The following is an 18,316-nucleotide window of genomic DNA, read 5'->3' on the forward strand; positions in this document are numbered from 1 at the left end:
GCAAGACGCCTGAACGTTGGACGGCTGCGCCGGATGCTGCGCGACGTGCGGTGCGAATGCACCGGCACGACAGGCGCAGCGACACTGAAGCAGCCAGCAGAACGACATGCCCGATGGCACGTCAGAGCGCAGCGAATCGGCGGCCATCATGGGCGTATCTCCGGCCACACCGGATGCGCAACGCCGATCACGGCGGATGCGCTGACCGGGCCGAAATAGCGGCTGTCGAACGATGCTGGATTCGTCACGCTCAACAGGAGCAGTTCGCCCGGTTCAAGGCGGCGGCAAAGCTGCAAGGACGGCAGCGCCCGGCCCAGCCGGTCGGCGGGCAGTACGGCGGCCGAAGGCACGCCGTCGATGCGTACCTGACCGGCGACGATGCAGACGTGTTGCGGCGCGACCGCGCCCACACGTTTGAGCAGCGGAACGCGCGTCGGCAGGTAGCCGCGCTGCGCAGCGAGCGCGGCAGCCGTGGCCGGAAGCGGCACCAGCACGATGCTGTCCACGGACAACGGACGTGGCAGCGAGGCGGTGCGCGGGTCGAACGGGTCAATGCGATACCAGCCGACCGCCACGCTGTCGGACGGGTTGTAGGTCAGACGCGGCAGCGGCGACACGAAAGCCGCCCAGGCCAGCGCAGCGAAGCCGATGGCGGCCAGTGTCGCCAGCACGATGCGAGCGCGCAGGCGTGAGCGAGGACGCGGCGCCACGTCGGGCGCGTTGGGTGTGGTGGTCGGGGCGGTCATGGCAGCACCTTCCCGGCCAGCCAGGCGGTATGCCGCTCGGTGGTGTATTCGGGCAGCGCAAGGCGAGCCGCAAGACGGTTGCCCAGCGTGCGCCAGTACGCCGGCGACACGTCGATGGCAGCGATGCCCAGCGCCTCGATGCCGTCGATGCGCTCCAGCACGGCGCGCACGTTGGCATCGCCTTCGGTGTGTAGGAGCAAGCGCGCGCCCGGCTGAACACCGGGGATGCGCTGCGCCGCGTCCAGCGGTGTGCAAGCCTGCATCACCATGAGTTGCCAGCGGATCGTGCCGTAGTCGTTGGCCTGCCAGCGGATGCGGCAGAGCATCGCGCCCGGCAGGAACACCGCGCAGCGCCGCCAGCGGTCGAGCTGAAGCGTGCGCGCCGGTTCGCCGAAGCGCAGGTAGAGCTTGAAGCGATGTTCGAGGTAGGCCAGCGAAACGCGCGTCAGCGGCACATTGCCGGCCTGTCCGGCGAGTGCCGAAAGCGCAGGCAGCGGCGCAGCCGGTGCCGCGTTCGCGGCAGGCCAAGCGAATGCGTTCATGGTGTGTTCTCCGGCGGAAACTCCCGCTCCAGCAGGCCGCGCAGCAGGTCGGCCACGGTCACGCCTTGCGTGAAGGCCGACACCTTGATGCGCGCCCGCATGGCGGGCGTGATGTCGAGCGTGAGGCGGGCCGTGTAGAGGTCGCCTTTGCCCAGCGCGTCGGCATCGCCCTGACGAATCCACGCCTCGGCGTGCGGATTCGCGGGCGGACGTGCGCCGATGCCGACGCGCTTGCCCGTGCGTTTGCTGTTGGGTGGCTGCTGCGCTGTCATGTCGGCCACCGCAGCAGTTCGTCCACCAGGGCGGTGATTTCGCGGGCGGCGGCACTGTCGGGCGCTGTCTCGCGTGCGAGCCGGCCAGCGGCCACGCTGTCGGCGAAGACGATGCGCTGATGCACCTCCGAGCGCAGCGCGGGCAGCGGCTGTTCGGCGAGCGATTGCCGCGCCTCGCGCCCGATGATGGTGGTGCTGACGCGCCGGTTGATGACGAAGGCCGCGCGGAGCAGCGGCCGGAACACCTGCGCCTCGCGGATCAGCGAAACCATTTCCGAGCTGGCCCAGAGGTCGTAGGGGCTGGGCTGCACCGGGATCAGCACGCGCTCGGCCGCCAGCAGCGCGGAGCGCGCCAAGGCGGCGATGCGCGGCGGCCCGTCGATGATGACGTGATCGGCCCGCCTGGCGAGTTCTGGCGCTTCCTGATGCAGCGTTTCGCGTGCGAGGCCCACGGCGCTGAACAGCCGTGGCAAGCCTTGCTGGCTTCTGCGCTGCGTCCAGTCCAGGGATGAACCCTGCGGGTCGGCATCGAGCAGGACGACATGCTGGCCGCGCATCGCCAGTTCGCCCGCGATGTGCGTGGCGAGCGTGGTCTTGCCGACACCGCCTTTCTGGTTGAGCAGAGCGAGGATCATGGCGCGGCCCTCCCTGCTGGAAAGCCGGGCTTTACCTGCCGTGCAAAACGCTGTTCGCCGTGCCGTTTCTCGGTTGTCCACCGAAACGGCGCGCTTCTACTAAAAGTTATGTATTTCTTGTTAGGGAAGTTAGAGGGGCCGCAAACCCGCGCCGTTATTGGCTTTCCGGCGTTTTCGTACTCCTGATAGCACGATAGGCGTACTCCCGATAGCACGATACCCGGTACTCCTGATAGCACGAGGCCGTCCACACCTTTTCCACGAGTTATCCCCGTGCCGTGTGCAGCACGGGCCGGAAGGTCAGCAGTTCTTGTCCGTCGTCCGGCATTCGCTCGATGCCCAGGACGTAGCCGGGCAGCGACTGCCGCGCCACCAGGACGCGCAGGTCGTAAGCGAAGTCGGAGAAGCGCGCAGCGCTGCCCGACTTGCGGTGCAGGTGCCGGAAGTCGAATTGCCAGCCGCCCGGCTGCTTGCCGCCGTGCTTGCGCACCAGGCGGTACAGCCAGCGCTCGATCCCGCCCTTCAAGCGGAAATAGGCTGGGTCGATGGTCAGCACCAAGGCGGCATCGAGCACGCCCGCATAGAACCAGTCCGGCAGGATCAGTTCGATGCCCAGCGGCACGCCGCTGGCATCGGCCAGTTCCTTCCACTCGTTGATCCACGAGAAGCGATGCAATCGCCTTCCCGTGGTTTCGCGGATGGACGTGGCCACCGTGGTCGATTGCAGCCGGTCGAGCGCGGCTTTCAGGCGCAGGTAGTCGTTGAGAGACGTGCCGCGCCCGATGAAGCGCAGGATCTCGTAGGGAGTGGCGCGTATCCAGCGCGACGGGCGCAAGCCCGCGTCGCGCGCCTCCACGATCTGCGAGGCGGCCCAAATCAGCAGGTCGGCATCCCATATCGTTGCGATGCCGTGCTCCTGCGTACCCTCCACGCGGATGGTGATGCCGCCGGCGCGGAAGTCGATCGGCGCGGTACGCCGCGACTTCGCCAGCGAGAAGAACGGAAAGGCCATCAAGTCCTGGCTGTCGCGGGGTGCCATGTCGCCCGGCAGCGCGCGGAACAGGTCGAGCTGTTCGCGCTGCAAGGCTTGCCCTGGCGGGCTGGACATGGCGACGGCCACCCACGCGCCAGCGATCAGCGGCCATCACGGTAATCGCCCGCGTGGCGTTCGGCATATTCCGGGTCGGAAGTCGCCTCGTAGCTGCGCTGGTCGGCCCAGGCATCGAGGTCGGACACCGCGTACATGACGCGGCGGCCGAACTTGCGGAACTTCGGGCCGCCGCCGATCACGCGCTGTTTCTCCAGCGTGCGTGGCGACAGGCGCAGGTACTCGGCGGCTTCGTCGTTGGTCAGGTAGCGTTGGGGCTGCGCAGGCGCAGCGACAGCAGCGGCGGCAGGCCGCAAGGGAGCGGGTCGCATGGGATGTACCTCCATCAAGCCCGGCCACACCACGCGGCCGGTTAGAGGCACTTTCAAGAAAGCGAGGCTGCTTGCTAAGGGACGATCTACGGGGGACGCGAAACGTCCCCCCCTACTGCAACGGCGGCGGAAGCTGTGCCAGGCGGCGATAGCCGCCACGCATCAGCGCATCGCCACGACGTACCAGCCGCCGCACGCGGGCACGTAAGGCGCTGTCCTTGTGCCAGTCGGCGGCGACGGCATCGGCGCCGAACAGCCCTTCGGCCACTTCGCGCAATGACGCGCCCGCCAGGGTCGCGTCGAGCGTCTGCAAGGTGTGCAGTTCCAGCACCGCGGCCGTCGTGGGCCTGGAACGGGCCGCCGCCGCAGGCGTGGCAACCGTGGCCACGGCCAATGCGTCCAGCTCGGACGCGAGCGTGCGATAGCGCGCGCAGGGCGTGGCGCAGGCGCGGGTGGCGTAGAGGTAGGCCATGCCGTCTTCCAGGCCCGGCGCGAGCGCGAGCCGCAGGCAGCAGCCGGGCCAATGCGACACCAGCACCAGGCGCTTGCCGTCGTGGATCAGTTGCTTGCGGCCAGGGACGCGCCAGAACTCGAAGGCATGGGCTTCGGGTGGCGGGTCATCGTCCGGGTAAACCTGCACGACGGCATCGTGATCGGGAAACCAGGCCGGATGCGCGTCGCGCGCATCCAGGGCTGGGTCTTCCAGCAGGCGCAGGCCCCACGCCTGCGCCGTGTCCGGCCGGCGGCGGCGGCGCAGCCAGTCGCGGCGGTAGTCGGGATTTCGGCGCAGGTATTCCCACGCCAGCGCAGGGCCGTCAAGGTGCAGAACGTAGAGATAGGCCGCTGTCGGATACCAGTGTTCGGCGCTGCGATCAGTCATGGCGAAACCTCCCTCTGTTTGGGATGCGTCGCCACGATTTCCGCGATGCGGGAACTATCGAAATGCCATCAGGTCGTCATCAAAATTGGTTAGGCTGTAACTGTCGGTGTCAAGACCATTTGGCTCTGCGTGTTGCGGAAATCGTCTGAATGCGACGGCTACGCCTTCAGGAAAATGACGCGCAGCACCGAACACCGTGCCGCAGCCCGCGCCCAAGATCAGGACTGTTTTCAACAGGATCGCACCACTTCGGTGCAAGAATGCGGATTCAGACCTGCACGGTCTTGATCAAGATTGAAATAGTCACGATGCGCCCCGGCTGGCTAGGCCGCGCTGGTTTTCATCAGTCCGTGATCGCGCCGTTCTCCTGCGCCAGCCGGACGTACTCCGATAACGGGCGCACCGCCTGGAAATACCGATCCCGCCGCACCGGCAGCTTGCGCGGCCCGACGATGCCCGCCAGGTCGGACAGCTTGACCATCCCGAGCTCAGGCATACCGATACCGAGGTCGATCAGGCCGTAGGCCGTGTCGCCATCCGCCGGGTCGAGCGACACCAGCAGCCAGGTCACATGCGCGTCCGGGGTGAACAAGCGCACCACGGGCAGCGGGTCGAGCCGCTGACCAGCGGCGAGCGCCGCGCCGTGGGCCAGCAGCCGGGCGCGTTCATCAGCGGTGACAAGCGGCAGGGTCATGGGCAGCTTCTCCACGAAACCGACGATGCGCGAATGCGCTTTGGTGCCGAAGCGCAGAACTGCCGAAACGCATCCGTGCATTCGTGTGGAAGCACCGATGTGCAAGCCATCGCATCCGTAGAAGAACAGAAGCGCCGAAGCGGAATTGTCGGAAGCCGGAAAGACACGGATGCGATTCCCCGGTTCTGTCGGAATCCGCATCTGCGGATTTCCGTAAAAGCACGAAAGCGGGCCTTTCAGCCATGAATGAACACTATAGATTGTAGCCCTATAGGGCGCAATGGGCTGTCATCTTGGTTTTTATGGGGAAACCAAGTTAGTGACAGCGAAACACTCATTGGCAACGGCAATACGGACAGTCAGGAAGGCGCGAGGCTTGAGCCAGGAAGCGTTCTCCGACGTGTCCAGCCGCACCTATATGAGTACGCTGGAGCGCGACTTGAAAAGTCCGACCCTGCACAAGCTGACCGAGCTGTGCGAGGTCATGGAAGTGCATCCGCTGACGCTGTTGACGCTGGCCTACGCCGGCGACGACACGCACAAGGCCGACGAACTGCTGGCGCGGGTGCGCCAGGAGTTCGAGGCCGTGCTGAAAGAGCGCGACGCGCCCTAGCGCGTCTGAATGCCCGCAAGCGGAGCGCGCAGCGCCGCCAGGCGCGAAGGCGTGAGGGATTGAAGCCGAATGGACATGACGCCATTGGCGGCATGGGGCGCAGCCCGAAAGCCCGGCGGCGCAATGCGCCGACACGCCATGCTGTTCCTACTGCCACGGGCTTCGAGCCATTCGACCATCACCAATGCAATGCTGGCCTTGGACATGCGGGACATGGGGCAACTGCCGAAACCCTGTGCGTGCGATGCTGCGATCAGCAGCACCGCGCCCCGCCGCAATGGGCGGGGCGCGGTGGGCGGCCGTCAGGCCGCCTTGGGCTTGCTGCGCGACCAGATGAGGTCGTGCGTGTCATTCTCGCCTTCGATCAGGCGGGCATAGACCGTCGCCGGGAATGAAGGATCGTCGATGGCCACCGACAGGTAATCCCGCCCGGCCTCGCTGGTTTTCTTCCACGCCGCGCCGAAGTCGTGGCCGGCCGCTTGCAGGCGGAAGTCCGGGGCGCTTTCGTTCTCGCCCTTGTCGTTGGGAACCAGCTTGACCTTGAAGTTGAGGGTCAGGGTGCGGAGCTGGCCGGTGAAGCCGTCTTTCTCTGCGGTGAAGGTGCCGATGTTAGCCATGATGATTTCTCCTTTCGGGTTGAACAAGGTCGCGCCAGTGCGTCCTTGTTGTGATCCGTCCGGCGGGGGATGGGCTGGCCGCACCGCGCAGCGGTCGCAACACCGTGGAGAACCTGGAAGCGAAAAGAATTTGTCCCGCGAGGAATGCGCGCAGCGCAGGGGGAATTGTTTTCGCTGGAAGGTTGCGGCCATGAAGCCCAGCCACCGCCAGGATTCACAACAACACAAGGACGTACTGGCCGCCCGCTCCCGAATGGAGGCATGGCCGACTCGGCATCCCCGCGCGACGGCTTCACCGGCCTGCGCCCTGACACGGGCAAGGACAATGCCCAGCGACAAGGTGAAAGCGTCCCTACTGCTGCTTGCGGCCCTTTGCGTGAGGCGTGGCGTGGAAGCTCCATTGCAAGGCCGGGCGGCGTGTCGGTGAACCGTCCTTCGTGACGTACAGGCGACGAACCGCCAGCGTCGAGGACGGCACGCTTTCGTGCAACCTGCGGCAGCAAGCCGGGGCGTAGCCCCACACGCCCGTCCATTGCGGTGGGGCGCGTTCGGAATGTCGTCGGCGCTGTGCGCCGACGCACTTATGGGCTTCGAGGGTTTCCCGCGCACAAGGTCACTTGTGCGCCGCCCCTTCGCCGTCCGCCCGAAGGCGGCGAAGGGGCGTTCTGGCTTTGGGCTTGGAAACCGGGCGCGGCCACCGCCGCGCCCGGATTTTTGACCATCGGCACCAGGGCGGAACGGCCTGGGGCCGATGCTGATGGAACAGCGAAGCGCCCCGGCCGAAACCGGGGCGCTCGGTGGTGGTGAAGGTCAGGCGGCGAGTGCGTGGGCCTGCTGCTCGTCGTCGTTGTCGATGGCTTCCGGCTCGTCGTTCGTCACCGCCTGCGGCGCATCCTGCGCCGTGGTGTCGTCGGTGCCTTCGGCCTTGAAGATGGCAGGCATCCAGCCGGTGCCATCGGCCAGCCGCTCGGCTTCGCTGGCAATGTCGGCCTTCTTCAACTTCGCCAGCCGGGTGACGTGCGCCGGGGCGTACTGCTCCACGGCTTCCAGAATCGCGGCCTTCGGCACATGCCGGAAATAACCCTCATTGGTGGGCTTCCACCATGCGGCCATGTCCAAGCCGACAGCCTGCGCCAGTTCCGCGCCCGGTTGCTGCGGCGTGGCGCGGGGTGTCACCACGTCCACCGTGACGGCCACGGATATCGCCAGCAGCCGCACCAGTTCATCTTGCGACTTCGCTAGCAGCACGGCGAACAGTTCGGCGCTGTCCTCCGGCAAGCCTTCGCCTGCTACCTGCTGCAACTCGCGCAGCGCCACGGCGGCGGGCGAATCCGGTATATCCGGGGCGATGCCTTCCAGCCGGTCTTGCGCTTTCAGGCTCACGCCCAGCGGCAAGTCGTGGCCGTAGTGGCTGCCCTGCAAGACGGTCTGCACCATGCCATGCACCAGCGCGGCCAGCGCCACTTGCGGATGCCGGGCGACTTCGATTTGCAGCGCGGCGGTGCGGTGGGCGCTCAACCGCTGCGCCAGCTTGTCGGACATGGCGGCGGTCTTGGGCTGCTCGTCGTCCTCGCCTTCGTCGTCGTTCCCGGCTTCGCTTTCGCTGCCGAAACCTTGGCGCAGGCGTTCCAGTGTGCGCAGCGCCTTGGCCTCGGCCTCGCGCATCAACCCGCGATGAATCACTGCCTGCCCGTTGCGGTCGATGGTGACGATGGCACCGGCTGCGGCCTTCACGGTCGTGCCGTAGTCCTGCAAGCCATCTTCCAGCGCCTGCAACTGCTCGCCCACGGCTTCGCCTTCTTCCTGCAAGGCATCGGCCTTTTCCTCGTCTTCGGTATCAAGCGCGTCATCCACGGCGGCGGCCAGTTCGTGCATCTTGGTTTGCAGCTTCTCGATGCGCTGCGCTTCGCGCTTGTTCGGTTCGCGGCGCTCCCTCGGCGCACGCTGGAAGGCGTGCAGGTCGGCATGGGTCACGGCGGGGGTGGCATCCACCCACGCCCAGCCTTCGTCCTTCACCTCGGCGGCGATACCTGCCAGCTTGTCTTGCGCCAGCCGTTCCAGCAGCGCGGCATCGGTCAGATACACGCCCGCGTCACCTTCCGCGAACAGGTCACGGCGCACACCACCGCCTGCGGCTCCGTAGGTATCCAGCCCCACGAAACGCACCAGCGGATGCCGGTATGCGTCAATCTCGCGCTCGGTGAGGCGGTCGCGCAATTGGGAAGGGTTGCGCTGCCACGTCGGCGCGTCGTAGAACGCGGTTTCCTGCGCGGCGTGGTCGTCGGTGATGGCAAGGGCCATCAACTGATCGAGCGTCACGGCTTCGGCGCGGTAGTCGGCCAGCAGCCGGGGCGAGACGTTCGCCAGCTTCAAGCGGCGCTGCACCACCAGCGGCGTGACGCTGAAATCGGCGGCTATGTCCTCGATGGGTCGGCCTTCGGCCACCAGCGCGGCGAATGCCTCGAACTGGTCGGCGGGGTGCATGGCTTCGCGCTGCACGTTCTCGGTGAGGCTGGCCGTGCGGGCGGTGCCATCGGCCACCAACAGGCAAGGCACTTCCCATTCCTTGCTGATGCGGCGCTTCTTCGCCAGCAGCTTCAACGCGGCCAGCCTGCGGCCACCGGCCACGACTTCGTAATGCTCGCCATCGGCGGCGGCAATGACGATGAGGTTTTGCAGCAGGCCGACACGCTGAATGCTCGCGGCGAGTTCGGGAATGGACATGCGCGGGGTCTTGCGCACGTTGCGGCCAGCAGGACGCGACACCAGCCGCGACAGCGGAACCAAAATCAGGTTCTTGGTCGGGTCGGCGGCTTCCAGCGGGATAGCGGCGGCGGTGTTGAGGGCGCGGGCTTCGGTTTGGGTAATGGCGTTCATGGTGATAACTCCTATCGGTTCAGGGATGCAGCAGCGAAGAAAGCGGCAAGGGCTGCTGCCTGCCCCTGCCGCGTGGGGAATCAGGCCTTCAACTGGCGCAGGCCATCGGCCAACATCCAGAGGGCGCGATTGAGGCGCACATCGGAATCAATGCCCTGCACGGGGCGGGTCTGCTGGCGGCGTCCGTTGGCGCTGCGGCCATGCAATCCGCCTTTGGTCAGGTTTTCTTGGGTGCGGTTGAACACGCTCCACAAGTCCGGGCGGCGGTCGTCGAACCGGCGCGGCATCAGGATTTGGCTTTCCGTGATGGGCGCGGGCTTGTTATCGGTGGGGTCGTACTTGAGGGCCAGCGCGGAACGGGCGAACACTTCGGCTTCGCCTTCGTCCAGCGTGATAGCGCGCATCAGGTCGCGGGATTCCTTCACGCGTTCGAAGCCGCTCAACACCTCGAAAGCGCCTTCGATGACAGAACCGGCCACGTCGCCCTTGTGCGGCACGCGCACATCGGCCACGGTATCGCCGCACACAAGGCCATTGCTGCAAACGAACCGGAACATTCCGGCCAGCATCTGATAGCTGCTGGTGCCGTCGTGCGAGTTCAGCAGCACGATTTCATTGGCTTCCGCGCCGTTGATCTGACTGGCATGGCGCAGGCGAATCATGTGTTTGGTGTAGTCGCGGCGGTCGTCGTGCCGCACGCGGGTTTGCGCTGCCATGAAGGGTTCAAACCCTTCCTTGCGCAGTTCCGCCAGCACGGCGGCGGTGGGAATGTAGGCGTACCGTTCGGAGCGGCTATCGTGCGGGGCCTCCGCGAAGATGGACGGGGCTACGCGGCGGATTTGGTCGTCGGACAGCGGGTAGTCACTGCGCAGCGTCGGGGAATGGGAAGCGAATCGAGATGCGAGTTGCATGGTTTTCTCCAATGAGTTGCTGTGGTTTCAAAGCTGACCGGATTCCAAGATTCGGAGCCCGTTGTGGCTTCGGTTGGTTCGGCGCAGAGACCTGGGCCGGTCCTGTTTGCCGCCGTCTTTCCTGAGTTCATCGCCCGCGAAAAACCGGGCCAGCGAGGGACTGGCCGTCAAGGGAGAAGCGCAGGGTTGGTGCGGCCCGCAGCGCAGCGAGGACTCGGCCCTGCGCGCCTTGACGGCCAGGCACCGCGGGCTACGGTCGCGGGAAAAAGCGATGAACTTGGGGAAAGACGAACAGCGGCCAATGGGCCAGGGGGTGCGCTGAAACCAACGCCGCGCGGCGAGCGCCCCTGCGTGCCAGCGGCACGCCTAGCTGGATGGCTGTTGGTCGATCAGGTGCAACCTGTTCGGTGCATGCGAGGGGCGCCAAGCAAGGCGCGGCGGGGATGGGCTGTCCAGCCGATCCCCTGGAGGGCAAGCGCCGCGCGCAGGCCAGGAGCGAAGAGACGGCCGGAGGCATCAGGGATCAAAGCCGCATGGCCGCGACTCGGCACGAGGCGCGGGGCAACGCCCGCGAGCCCGACGGCGGCACGCCGGGATGCTCTACTGTTCACAACAAAATGTAAGTGACGCAATAGTACTTATGAGCCACAATGTAGCTACATCTATTGTGAGCGCAACAATGGCAAGTAACGACGTCGTTCGTGCCCGGATTGACGGGCAGATTAAAGAAGCCGCAACTGTTGTTCTGGCTGAAATGGGGTTATCAATTTCGGATGCGATTCGGATGCTGCTGACCCGAATCGCGGCAGATAAGGCACTCCCCTTTGACATCAATCGTGTGTCGTCCGATTCTGATCGGAAGGCACCATAAGGTTGCGCTGAGGCAAGGCCCGCAAATCGTTTCTCTGAACAGTAGGGATCAAGAATAGTTCATGGCATCTATCAGACCTTCAGCATTCAATCAACGTGAGCGTTTGGACGGCGGCCCCTTCCTTGTCATTGAAGCAGCCGAACCGGAAGAGGAAGGCATTAACGTTTTCTTCACTGATATTCCCGCAGCGGAGCGCAAGCCGGATTCGCCAATAGCGAGACTGCTCAATGTGTGTCCAGACAGATTGACCATTTGGCCTCTTAATATTCGAGAAGATCGCGACGATTACCTGCAACCTAAATACGGCACCCTTGAACGCATCGTCGTCGCTCGGCCTGTTATCGAGCCCTACATACTGCCAGAGACTACTGACGATGTCGTTGGGCTTCTTGAGCAGTTGCCGGATGGGTTTGCCAAAGATTTTCGATTCGGTTTGGGGCTTCTGTGGGAATATCGGCAAATTTGCGAAACAGCCGCCAGCTTAGAAAACGTAAGCATACTCATTGTCCACAAAGGAAATGACGCGAAAATTGATTCGCCATTCTTTATTCTCGGAATAAGAAGATTTCATGAATTAAGAAAAGAATTAAATCGCATAGCCTCTCGCCACCAGAGAGACGCGCGCAAGGACAAGCAATTTCATGTCTACCAGACCTTATTACATGCTGCCGATTCAGCACAATTTCCCGCTCTAAAGAAGAGCGTAAGACCTGATGCACTAACGGAAATGACCGATGGTGGGCGGCAGCATGTGACGCTTTCCAAGCGTGATCGGCGCGCCGCTGTTCGCATGGTTCAAGACAATATAGAAGCACTGGCGGAATCTGAGCCGCGCTCGCTGCTGGCATTAAAGAATGATATTGAGCTCATCACACTGAATCAACTGATTGAGCGATACCAGGAAATGCTTGGAAAAGGACTGACGGAAAGCAAGTGGCAAAGCTTCTTTCTGGAAAATCCTTTCATACTTAGTCTTGCATTTGCCGTTCCAGCCATGCTGGTTCAGGGGCAAGCTTATGCAGGTGGCAAGCGACTTAACGGGTCCGGCGGAAAATTTTCAGATTTTCTATACGCATCCGCTTCCACGGGCAATCTTGGCCTCATTGAGATAAAAAAGCCGCAAACCGAACTGCTAGGAAAATCTCCCTATCGTGGAGATGATGTTTTTGGCCCATCGACAGAATTGGGTGGAGCGATTGCTCAAATTCTAGATCAGCGTTTCAAATTGCAGAGTGAACTACCCGTCATAAAAAATAACATGAACCGATACGACCTCCACAGCTATGCGGTTCGCTGCATAGTTGTCGCTGGCATGACGCCACAAGAGCATCAGCAAAGAAAGTCATTCGAGCTCGTTCGAAATGCGTTCGCAGAGATCGTGATCGTGACTTTCGATGAACTACTTGCAAGGCTAACCGAGATTAAAAATGCGCTCCAACCGATTCCTACCTTAGACACGGTGCCGTTCTAAAACCAACTGACAGTTGGCCATTCCGTAGTTGGGATCAATGGCTGCAGTGTTCAACCAATCCATCGGCCGATCGGCATGTGGATTTCAACAACAAGATTGAATCAAATGCATATATCCAAGCTCAGCCTGGTCAACTACCGGAACTTTCCCAACACGAAGCTGCTGTTCCAGAAGGGTATCAACACTGTCATCGGCGAAAATGGATCTGGCAAAACCAATCTCTTTCGCGCAATCAGATTGCTGCTTGATGACAACATGATTCGCTCTGCCTACCGGCTGGAGCATACCGACTTTCATCGCGGCCTAGGGCGCTGGCAGGGACATTGGATCATCATCAGTCTTGAGTTTGAGGAAATCTCTGCGGATGAATCAGTGCAGGCGCTCTTCCGACATGGGACGGGCGTAATTGAGGAAGAGGCGAACGGCAAGGCCACTTACAACCTGATCTTTCGTCCGAAGAAGGAAATCAGGCTGCGACTTTCTCAATTGAACGATGGTGATCAGGCAGGCCTCGACGCTATCCTGAACCCGGTCACCATCGACGACTATGAAACGATTTTCACAGGTCGGAGTGAAGCCGACTTCAACGACGAGGCCTTCTATAAGGATGTGGTCGGCGACTTCGCGAATGTTCGATTCAATGAAGAGGTTGAATTTCGTGTTATCGGCGCGAAGATTCCGAACGTGCTGTCCGTCTCCAAAGAAATTTCGTTCACTTTCGTCCAGGCGCTACGGGACGTCGTCTCCGAATTTCACAACAACCGGACAAATCCGCTCTTTTCGCTTCTGAAGGGCAAGAGCGGCGATATCGACCCCGTGGCGTTCCAGGCTATCACCGACGGGGTAAAGGCATTGAATGACTCCATCGAAGCGTTGCCAGACGTGCAGGTCGTCCGGACGGATATCAGAGACACCATCAAGGATGCGGCGGGTGAGGCGTATTCGCCGTCTTCTCTTTCTATCAAGTCGGATCTGCCAGACGAAGCTGACAAGTTGTTCCAGTCGCTCAAGCTGTTCGTTGGCGAATCGGGGGAGAGCCACGAAGGACCGATCCACGAGCTGAGCCTTGGTGGAGCAAACCTGATATTCCTCACGTTGAAACTGCTTGAATTCAAGTATCAAAAGGCTAAACAGTCGATCGCCAACTTTCTGCTTATCGAAGAGCCGGAAGCTCACATTCACACACATATCCAGAAAACACTGTTCGACAAGCTCAAATACGACGACACACAGATCATTTATTCGACCCATTCGACGCACATCTCTGAGGTCAGCAATGTTCAGAACGTGAACATCCTCGGCAGAGAAGGTGATCGTTGCGAGGCATACCAGCCTGCAATTGGCCTAAACCCAGAAGAGATCGGCAACATTCAACGCTACCTGGATGCTGTCCGTAGCAACTTGTTGTTTGCCAAGAGCGTCCTCTTAGTGGAGGGCGATGCAGAAGAAATTCTCGTTCCGATCCTGATCAAGAACGTGCTAGGCGTCAGCCTTGATGAACTCGGCATCAGTTTAATTAATATCCGCAGCACTGGATTTCAGAACGTCGCGGTTCTTTTCGATGATGCCCGAATCCGGAAGCGGTGCAGCATCGTCACCGACCTTGACAAGTCCATCATTGACACAACGCCGGCGGCGGGAGACTCCGAAGGGCTGCTCCGGCGCAAGGGCAAGTATCAGGCATCCCAGGAAAAAGGGGTCGCCAGGAAAGCGTTATTGGAAGACACCTTCAAAGATAACGGGTGGGTTTCTCCATTCTTTGCCCCCCATACCTTCGAGGTCGACTTCATTGCCGCCGGCAATGCGCGTAAGGTGGTCGGCATCCTTCCTGATGTCTACAAGGATGCACCAACCATCGCGACGGCCAAGGCGGAGCTCGAATCAGCGGACATCGCGTTGTTCGGTCAGCGCGCATTGACCATGGCGGACAACTACGGCAAGGGATGGTTTGCCATCTTGCTGGGAAAGAAGATCGATCCGCAGACCGCCATTCCGAAGTACATCTTGGACGCCATCGCTTTTGCGCATCCGGTGGTCACTAAGGAAGTCTGGTTTAACGTGCTGAGCTACCGCGTGAACTACATCGATGCAGAAGATATCTTCACTGCGTCTGCCGTATTCGACGACTTTAGGGCCAAGCTGCTGGCCTTCCGAAATGGAGACATCGACTTCGTCGGCATCCGAAACGAGATGCTTGCCACGTTCCCAGATGATCGCATCAACGATGTACTCGCGGTGTTCTGATCATGTTCATGTGGAACAAAGATGATCTGAATCCCGAGCAGGAAGCAGCCATTCTGAAGCCAGGGAGCGTCTTTCTCATCGCTTGCCCGGGCAGCGGGAAAACGCGCACGCTCACCTACAAAATCGCCTATGAGTTGTCCAGGCTGAAATCGAACAAGCAGTTTGTCGTTGCCATCACTTATACGCACCGTGCCGCCGACGAAATCCACGAGCGCATTGAGAGCCTTGGGGTGGATACATCCCGATTATGGATAGGAACGATACATTCGTTCTGTCTTGAATGGATATTGAAACCGTACGGCATCTATCACGAAGCGTTGGATCGAGGCTTCCGTGTGATCGATCAGCATGAGCGCGAGAAAATCCTGGAGGCATTGTGCAAGCCTTACCAGAAGCCAAAAATAACATTCTGGGATTGTGAGTTTTATTACACCGAAACTGGATATGTGCTCTCCTGCCCACAAGATTGGAAGCATTCGGGTCTTCACGTCATATTGGGCAAGTATTTTGAGATTCTGCACGAAAGTCGGCAGCTAGACTTTGAGCTCATTCTTTACTATGCGTACCAACTGATCGCACGTCATCCTGCGATCAGCACTCTTCTGGCACAGTTGTTCTCTTTCGTGCTGATCGACGAGTATCAGGACACCAAACGAATTCAGTATTCGATCATCACCGCCATTCTGAAAGCTGGTCAAGGTGCGACCAAGGCCTTTATTGTCGGAGATCCTAACCAGGCGATTTATCAATCGCTTGGCGGATATCCGATTGCCTTCGAGGATTTCAAGGCGATGGCCAATATCGATTTGGACGAACTCGAACTGTCGCGGAACTACCGTTCTTCTGAGCGCATCATTGAGTACTTCGGAAACTACAACGTTCACAACACACGCATCGAAGCCGCATCCGAGGACAAGGCGTACCCAAGCCTTATTTCATTCGACGACACAGTGAGCAAAAATGATCTGGACGCTGAGCTCATCCGGCTCATCCGTTTCAACATTGAGACTATGGGCATCTCACCTCACGAGGTGTGCATTCTCGCGCCACAGTGGACGCATCTTGCAAGCATGACACGTCGTTTGGTCGCCAGCATGCCGGAGTACTCATTCGATGGCCCCGGTATGGTTCCCTTTGCACGGGACACAGAGAATTTCTGGTACAGGCTTTCTAAGATTGCACTTACTCAGGCATCGCCGGGAATGTATGTGCGCAGACTGCGGTGGGCCGGGGAGATTCTGAATGACCTAGAGGCGGCCGGGGCTAGCGTGTCGAAGCTCACGCGGAGGTCCTTGTTGAGGGAGTGCAATGCAATTAAGATCGATGAAACAGATGGTCTTACCTACTTGAGCGCATTTTTCGAGCGTCTGTTTGCAAACTTAGCAATCGACTTTCGCCTTTTCACGCTGCTTCAAGAGCATCACGTTGCCTTCTTCGATAGTTCGCAAGCCCGGGTAAATCGATTGAAGAGTGAAGGTAGCGAATTTATAGGCGATATTGAGACATTCAGGAAGGTATTTCAGCATAGGACTGGAATCACCATCTCGACGATACACGGCGTCAAGGGAGCCGAGTTCGATGCAGTGATCGCTTATGCATTATTAGAAGATATGGTGCCGCATTTCAATGATCCGAACGGTCAAGAAAGCGCGATGAAATTGCTGTATGTCATTGGTTCGCGGGCAAGGAAGAACCTGCACCTTGTTTCGGAACGAGGTCGAGTTCGCCAGTATTCTGGCGAAGAGTATCAAGTAACTCGCAAGCTTGCCTCATGCAGTTTTGGATACGATCAAATTCCATAGAAATCACGAGTAGCGCAACCGCGCTCTCTATGGGATGCCCTACAGCTTTGTTTAGCGTTTGGCTGAATCATCTGCGCGCGGCTCGCTCTGCATGCCCTGCTGTCGCCAGCTCAACATGCAAGCGGAGCGCGCAGGCCCGGATCACAGTGTCGGGCCGTGGAGGGCTGGCGAATGCCAGTCCCGTCAGGGATGAGCGAATAGCGAACGTGGAGCAGCGCGATCCACAAAGTGGAGACGCTCAAGGTTCCGTCGCTTACTATTTGGACTACGGCGAGTTGAGTAAAAAATATGAAAAATATCTTTGAAGAAATCAATGAATTTTCTTCGGAAAAAATCGCGTTATTCAGCTTTGGGAAATTTTGCTACGTCTTTCTTAATAAAGACCCGATCTTTGTCAAGAAATTGCTTCCCCTCATCCAAACCTCTCTGGCAAATGAGAGCTTTCAGGCAGACGTAATGCGTGCTTATACGGAGGGCTGCATGAATGAAAAGGCGGCCATTCTGAAAGAATTTGAAGCCAAACGCGACCATCCAAACGCAGCCAAGTTTTATGGGCCACAGCTTGATCTAGTGGACAAGCGATTGGCTATAAAGACAATCCAGCATTTAATGGACTACTTAAATAATTATCTCAACGAGTATCCGGGATCGCTAGAAATTCTCAACAATTCCTACAAGCATATCCATGACGAAGATGGTGTTTCGTACATAAAAGAAAATTACGCAAATTATCGCATTGGCTGCATTTTTTATTCCAAGCACCAATCAATCATGGGGAGGGCTGAGATGCTGGAGCTAAAATATTCCAAGGTAGTTGAACGTGAGTACGAGAAAATTGGAATTGACATAAGAAAGGAAGATGCTCAGTTCTCTAAATATAGTCTTGTCAGCCTGAACGAGAATATTCAGATATTCAACGACAAGGATAGTCAGACAATACGCGATGAACGCATAGGGCGACACTTCTGGATAAAAGTTCCGAGGAAGCTGCTTACCTCTATCGAGGAACTCATTGAAAAAGGAATGCTGTCCGAAATAGCATTCAGGATTGATTACGTCTCCGATTATGTCCCTGCAATGGAGGAGATGGAGTTTGGCGCTCCGTTGCGATTGAAAATATCTTCCCTTCCTAGATTGTCAAAGTTCTACTCCACCGATAAATATGAGAACAATCTATGGATTCACCATGACGCAGAGAAGCTAAGTTTGACTTTTGAAGAATTGATGGAGGACTTTGAGGTGGCAGGCGACGACGTCGTAACGCAAGTCATCCATCTTGAATACAGTTCAAAAGGCGATGATTTTTTTATAACTCACTTGGATCACGAATTTATCGTATATACGTTGGATAGCTATCAAGAAAGATTGAGCAATGCCAACATCAAGGGGCATAGAAAAATAAAGACATTCAAAATAGATAACTCAATGATCCCGTTTGATATAAATATTAGCGGGGATCTTTTTCTGTTTCAGGTTCTCGATTCGTATTTAAAAAATGATGACTTGATTCGTGAATATTTTGAAAAAATTAACTGACTTTATAGTTTGAGATATTTAATTAAAACAGCGATCGGCATAGAACATGGCGCTGCTGCCCGCGATAATCATGTGATTGGGCGCTCGCGCCCACTAGCCCCAGCGCATCCTTGAGCCGCAGGCCAGTTCCTTATCGGCCTATGGCGATTCCACACTAGCATGGAGCCTCGATAGAGCAAGAGATCC

The 18,316-nt window shown here is 59.2% G+C and carries 18 protein-coding genes; 7 read left to right on the forward strand and 11 right to left on the reverse strand.

The features are described 5' to 3' along the window. Nucleotides 1–146: 146 nt before the first annotated feature. The 8 genes from SK35_RS25880 to SK35_RS27010 form a co-directional block, all read right to left on the reverse strand. Nucleotides 147–746, reverse strand: coding sequence for a S26 family signal peptidase (locus SK35_RS25880; protein ID WP_004883067.1), 600 nt, complete (start codon nt 744–746; stop codon nt 147–149). Next, complete coding sequence (locus SK35_RS25885) at nt 743–1,288, reverse strand: DUF2840 domain-containing protein (RefSeq protein WP_004883064.1); 546 nt, start codon at nt 1,286–1,288, stop codon at nt 743–745. The genes SK35_RS25880 and SK35_RS25885 overlap by 4 nt, the downstream gene beginning before the upstream one ends. Next, nucleotides 1,285–1,560, reverse strand: a complete 276-nt coding sequence (locus SK35_RS25890) for a hypothetical protein (RefSeq protein WP_004883063.1) — start codon at nt 1,558–1,560, stop codon at nt 1,285–1,287. Before SK35_RS25890 ends, SK35_RS25885 begins: the two co-directional genes overlap by 4 nt. Further along, nucleotides 1,557–2,195, reverse strand: coding sequence for a ParA family partition ATPase (parA, locus tag SK35_RS25895; protein ID WP_004883061.1), 639 nt, complete (start codon nt 2,193–2,195; stop codon nt 1,557–1,559). The genes SK35_RS25890 and parA overlap by 4 nt, the downstream gene beginning before the upstream one ends. Before the next feature lie 265 nt (nt 2,196–2,460). Then, complete coding sequence (locus SK35_RS25900) at nt 2,461–3,303, reverse strand: replication initiator protein A (protein ID WP_004883059.1); 843 nt, start codon at nt 3,301–3,303, stop codon at nt 2,461–2,463. A gap of 26 nt (nt 3,304–3,329) precedes the next feature. Further along, nucleotides 3,330–3,614, reverse strand: coding sequence for a helix-turn-helix transcriptional regulator (locus SK35_RS25905; RefSeq protein ID WP_004883058.1), 285 nt, complete (start codon nt 3,612–3,614; stop codon nt 3,330–3,332). A 112-nt stretch (nt 3,615–3,726) separates the two neighbouring features. Continuing rightward, nucleotides 3,727–4,494 (reverse strand): DUF2285 domain-containing protein, encoded by a 768-nt coding sequence (locus tag SK35_RS25910; RefSeq protein WP_004883055.1) that lies wholly within the window; start codon nt 4,492–4,494, stop codon nt 3,727–3,729. A 343-nt stretch (nt 4,495–4,837) separates the two neighbouring features. Then, nucleotides 4,838–5,389 carry a DUF2958 domain-containing protein gene (locus SK35_RS27010; RefSeq protein WP_004883053.1) on the reverse strand — a complete coding sequence of 184 codons (552 nt, stop codon included), beginning with the start codon at nt 5,387–5,389 and terminating at the stop codon, nt 4,838–4,840. Nucleotides 5,390–5,507: 118 nt separating this feature from the next. Here SK35_RS27010 and SK35_RS25920 point away from each other — a divergent pair, with 118 nt between their 5' ends. Further along, the gene (locus SK35_RS25920; RefSeq protein WP_064717570.1) at nt 5,508–5,801 is read left to right on the forward strand and encodes a helix-turn-helix domain-containing protein; all 294 of its coding nucleotides are present in this window, start codon (nt 5,508–5,510) and stop codon (nt 5,799–5,801) included. Nucleotides 5,802–6,103: 302 nt separating this feature from the next. Here the strand turns inward: SK35_RS25920 and SK35_RS25925 are convergent, their stop codons facing one another. Beyond that, nucleotides 6,104–6,418 (reverse strand): DUF736 domain-containing protein, encoded by a 315-nt coding sequence (locus SK35_RS25925; RefSeq protein WP_004883051.1) that lies wholly within the window; start codon nt 6,416–6,418, stop codon nt 6,104–6,106. 69 nt (nt 6,419–6,487) lie between these two features. Here SK35_RS25925 and SK35_RS25930 point away from each other — a divergent pair, with 69 nt between their 5' ends. Further along, nucleotides 6,488–6,859, forward strand: a complete 372-nt coding sequence (locus SK35_RS25930; protein ID WP_174330000.1) for a hypothetical protein — start codon at nt 6,488–6,490, stop codon at nt 6,857–6,859. A 369-nt stretch (nt 6,860–7,228) separates the two neighbouring features. On the opposite strand, the gene SK35_RS25935 is transcribed toward SK35_RS25930, so the two are convergent. Both SK35_RS25935 and SK35_RS25940 read right to left on the reverse strand, forming a co-directional pair. Continuing rightward, complete coding sequence (locus SK35_RS25935; protein WP_004883050.1) at nt 7,229–9,295, reverse strand: ParB/RepB/Spo0J family partition protein; 2,067 nt, start codon at nt 9,293–9,295, stop codon at nt 7,229–7,231. A gap of 80 nt (nt 9,296–9,375) precedes the next feature. After that, a complete protein-coding gene (locus tag SK35_RS25940) occupies nt 9,376–10,206 on the reverse strand; it encodes a DUF932 domain-containing protein (RefSeq protein WP_004883049.1) in 831 nt (276 codons plus the stop codon). 679 nt (nt 10,207–10,885) lie between these two features. Between SK35_RS25940 and SK35_RS25945 the strand changes: the two genes are divergently transcribed. The 5 genes from SK35_RS25945 (at nt 10,886) to SK35_RS25965 (ending at nt 18,130) form a co-directional block, all read left to right on the forward strand. Next, nucleotides 10,886–11,077 carry a type II toxin-antitoxin system RelB/DinJ family antitoxin gene (locus SK35_RS25945; RefSeq protein ID WP_004883046.1) on the forward strand — a complete coding sequence of 64 codons (192 nt, stop codon included), beginning with the start codon at nt 10,886–10,888 and terminating at the stop codon, nt 11,075–11,077. 61 nt (nt 11,078–11,138) lie between these two features. Beyond that, entirely contained in the window at nt 11,139–12,548 is a 1,410-nt protein-coding gene (locus tag SK35_RS25950; protein WP_004883043.1) for a Shedu immune nuclease family protein, read from the forward strand. A 105-nt stretch (nt 12,549–12,653) separates the two neighbouring features. Beyond that, on the forward strand, nt 12,654–14,792 hold the full coding sequence (locus SK35_RS25955) for an AAA family ATPase (protein ID WP_004883041.1): 2,139 nt from the start codon (nt 12,654–12,656) through the stop codon (nt 14,790–14,792). A 2-nt stretch (nt 14,793–14,794) separates the two neighbouring features. Then, on the forward strand, nt 14,795–16,594 hold the full coding sequence (locus SK35_RS25960; RefSeq protein WP_004883039.1) for a UvrD-helicase domain-containing protein: 1,800 nt from the start codon (nt 14,795–14,797) through the stop codon (nt 16,592–16,594). A gap of 288 nt (nt 16,595–16,882) precedes the next feature. Then, on the forward strand, nt 16,883–18,130 hold the full coding sequence (locus SK35_RS25965) for a hypothetical protein (protein ID WP_004883036.1): 1,248 nt from the start codon (nt 16,883–16,885) through the stop codon (nt 18,128–18,130). The last annotated feature ends 186 nt before the right edge of the window (nt 18,131–18,316 follow it).

This window comes from Citrobacter sp. MGH105 (genome assembly GCF_001037485.2).
Classification (GTDB): Bacteria; Pseudomonadota; Gammaproteobacteria; order Enterobacterales; family Enterobacteriaceae; genus Citrobacter; species Citrobacter portucalensis.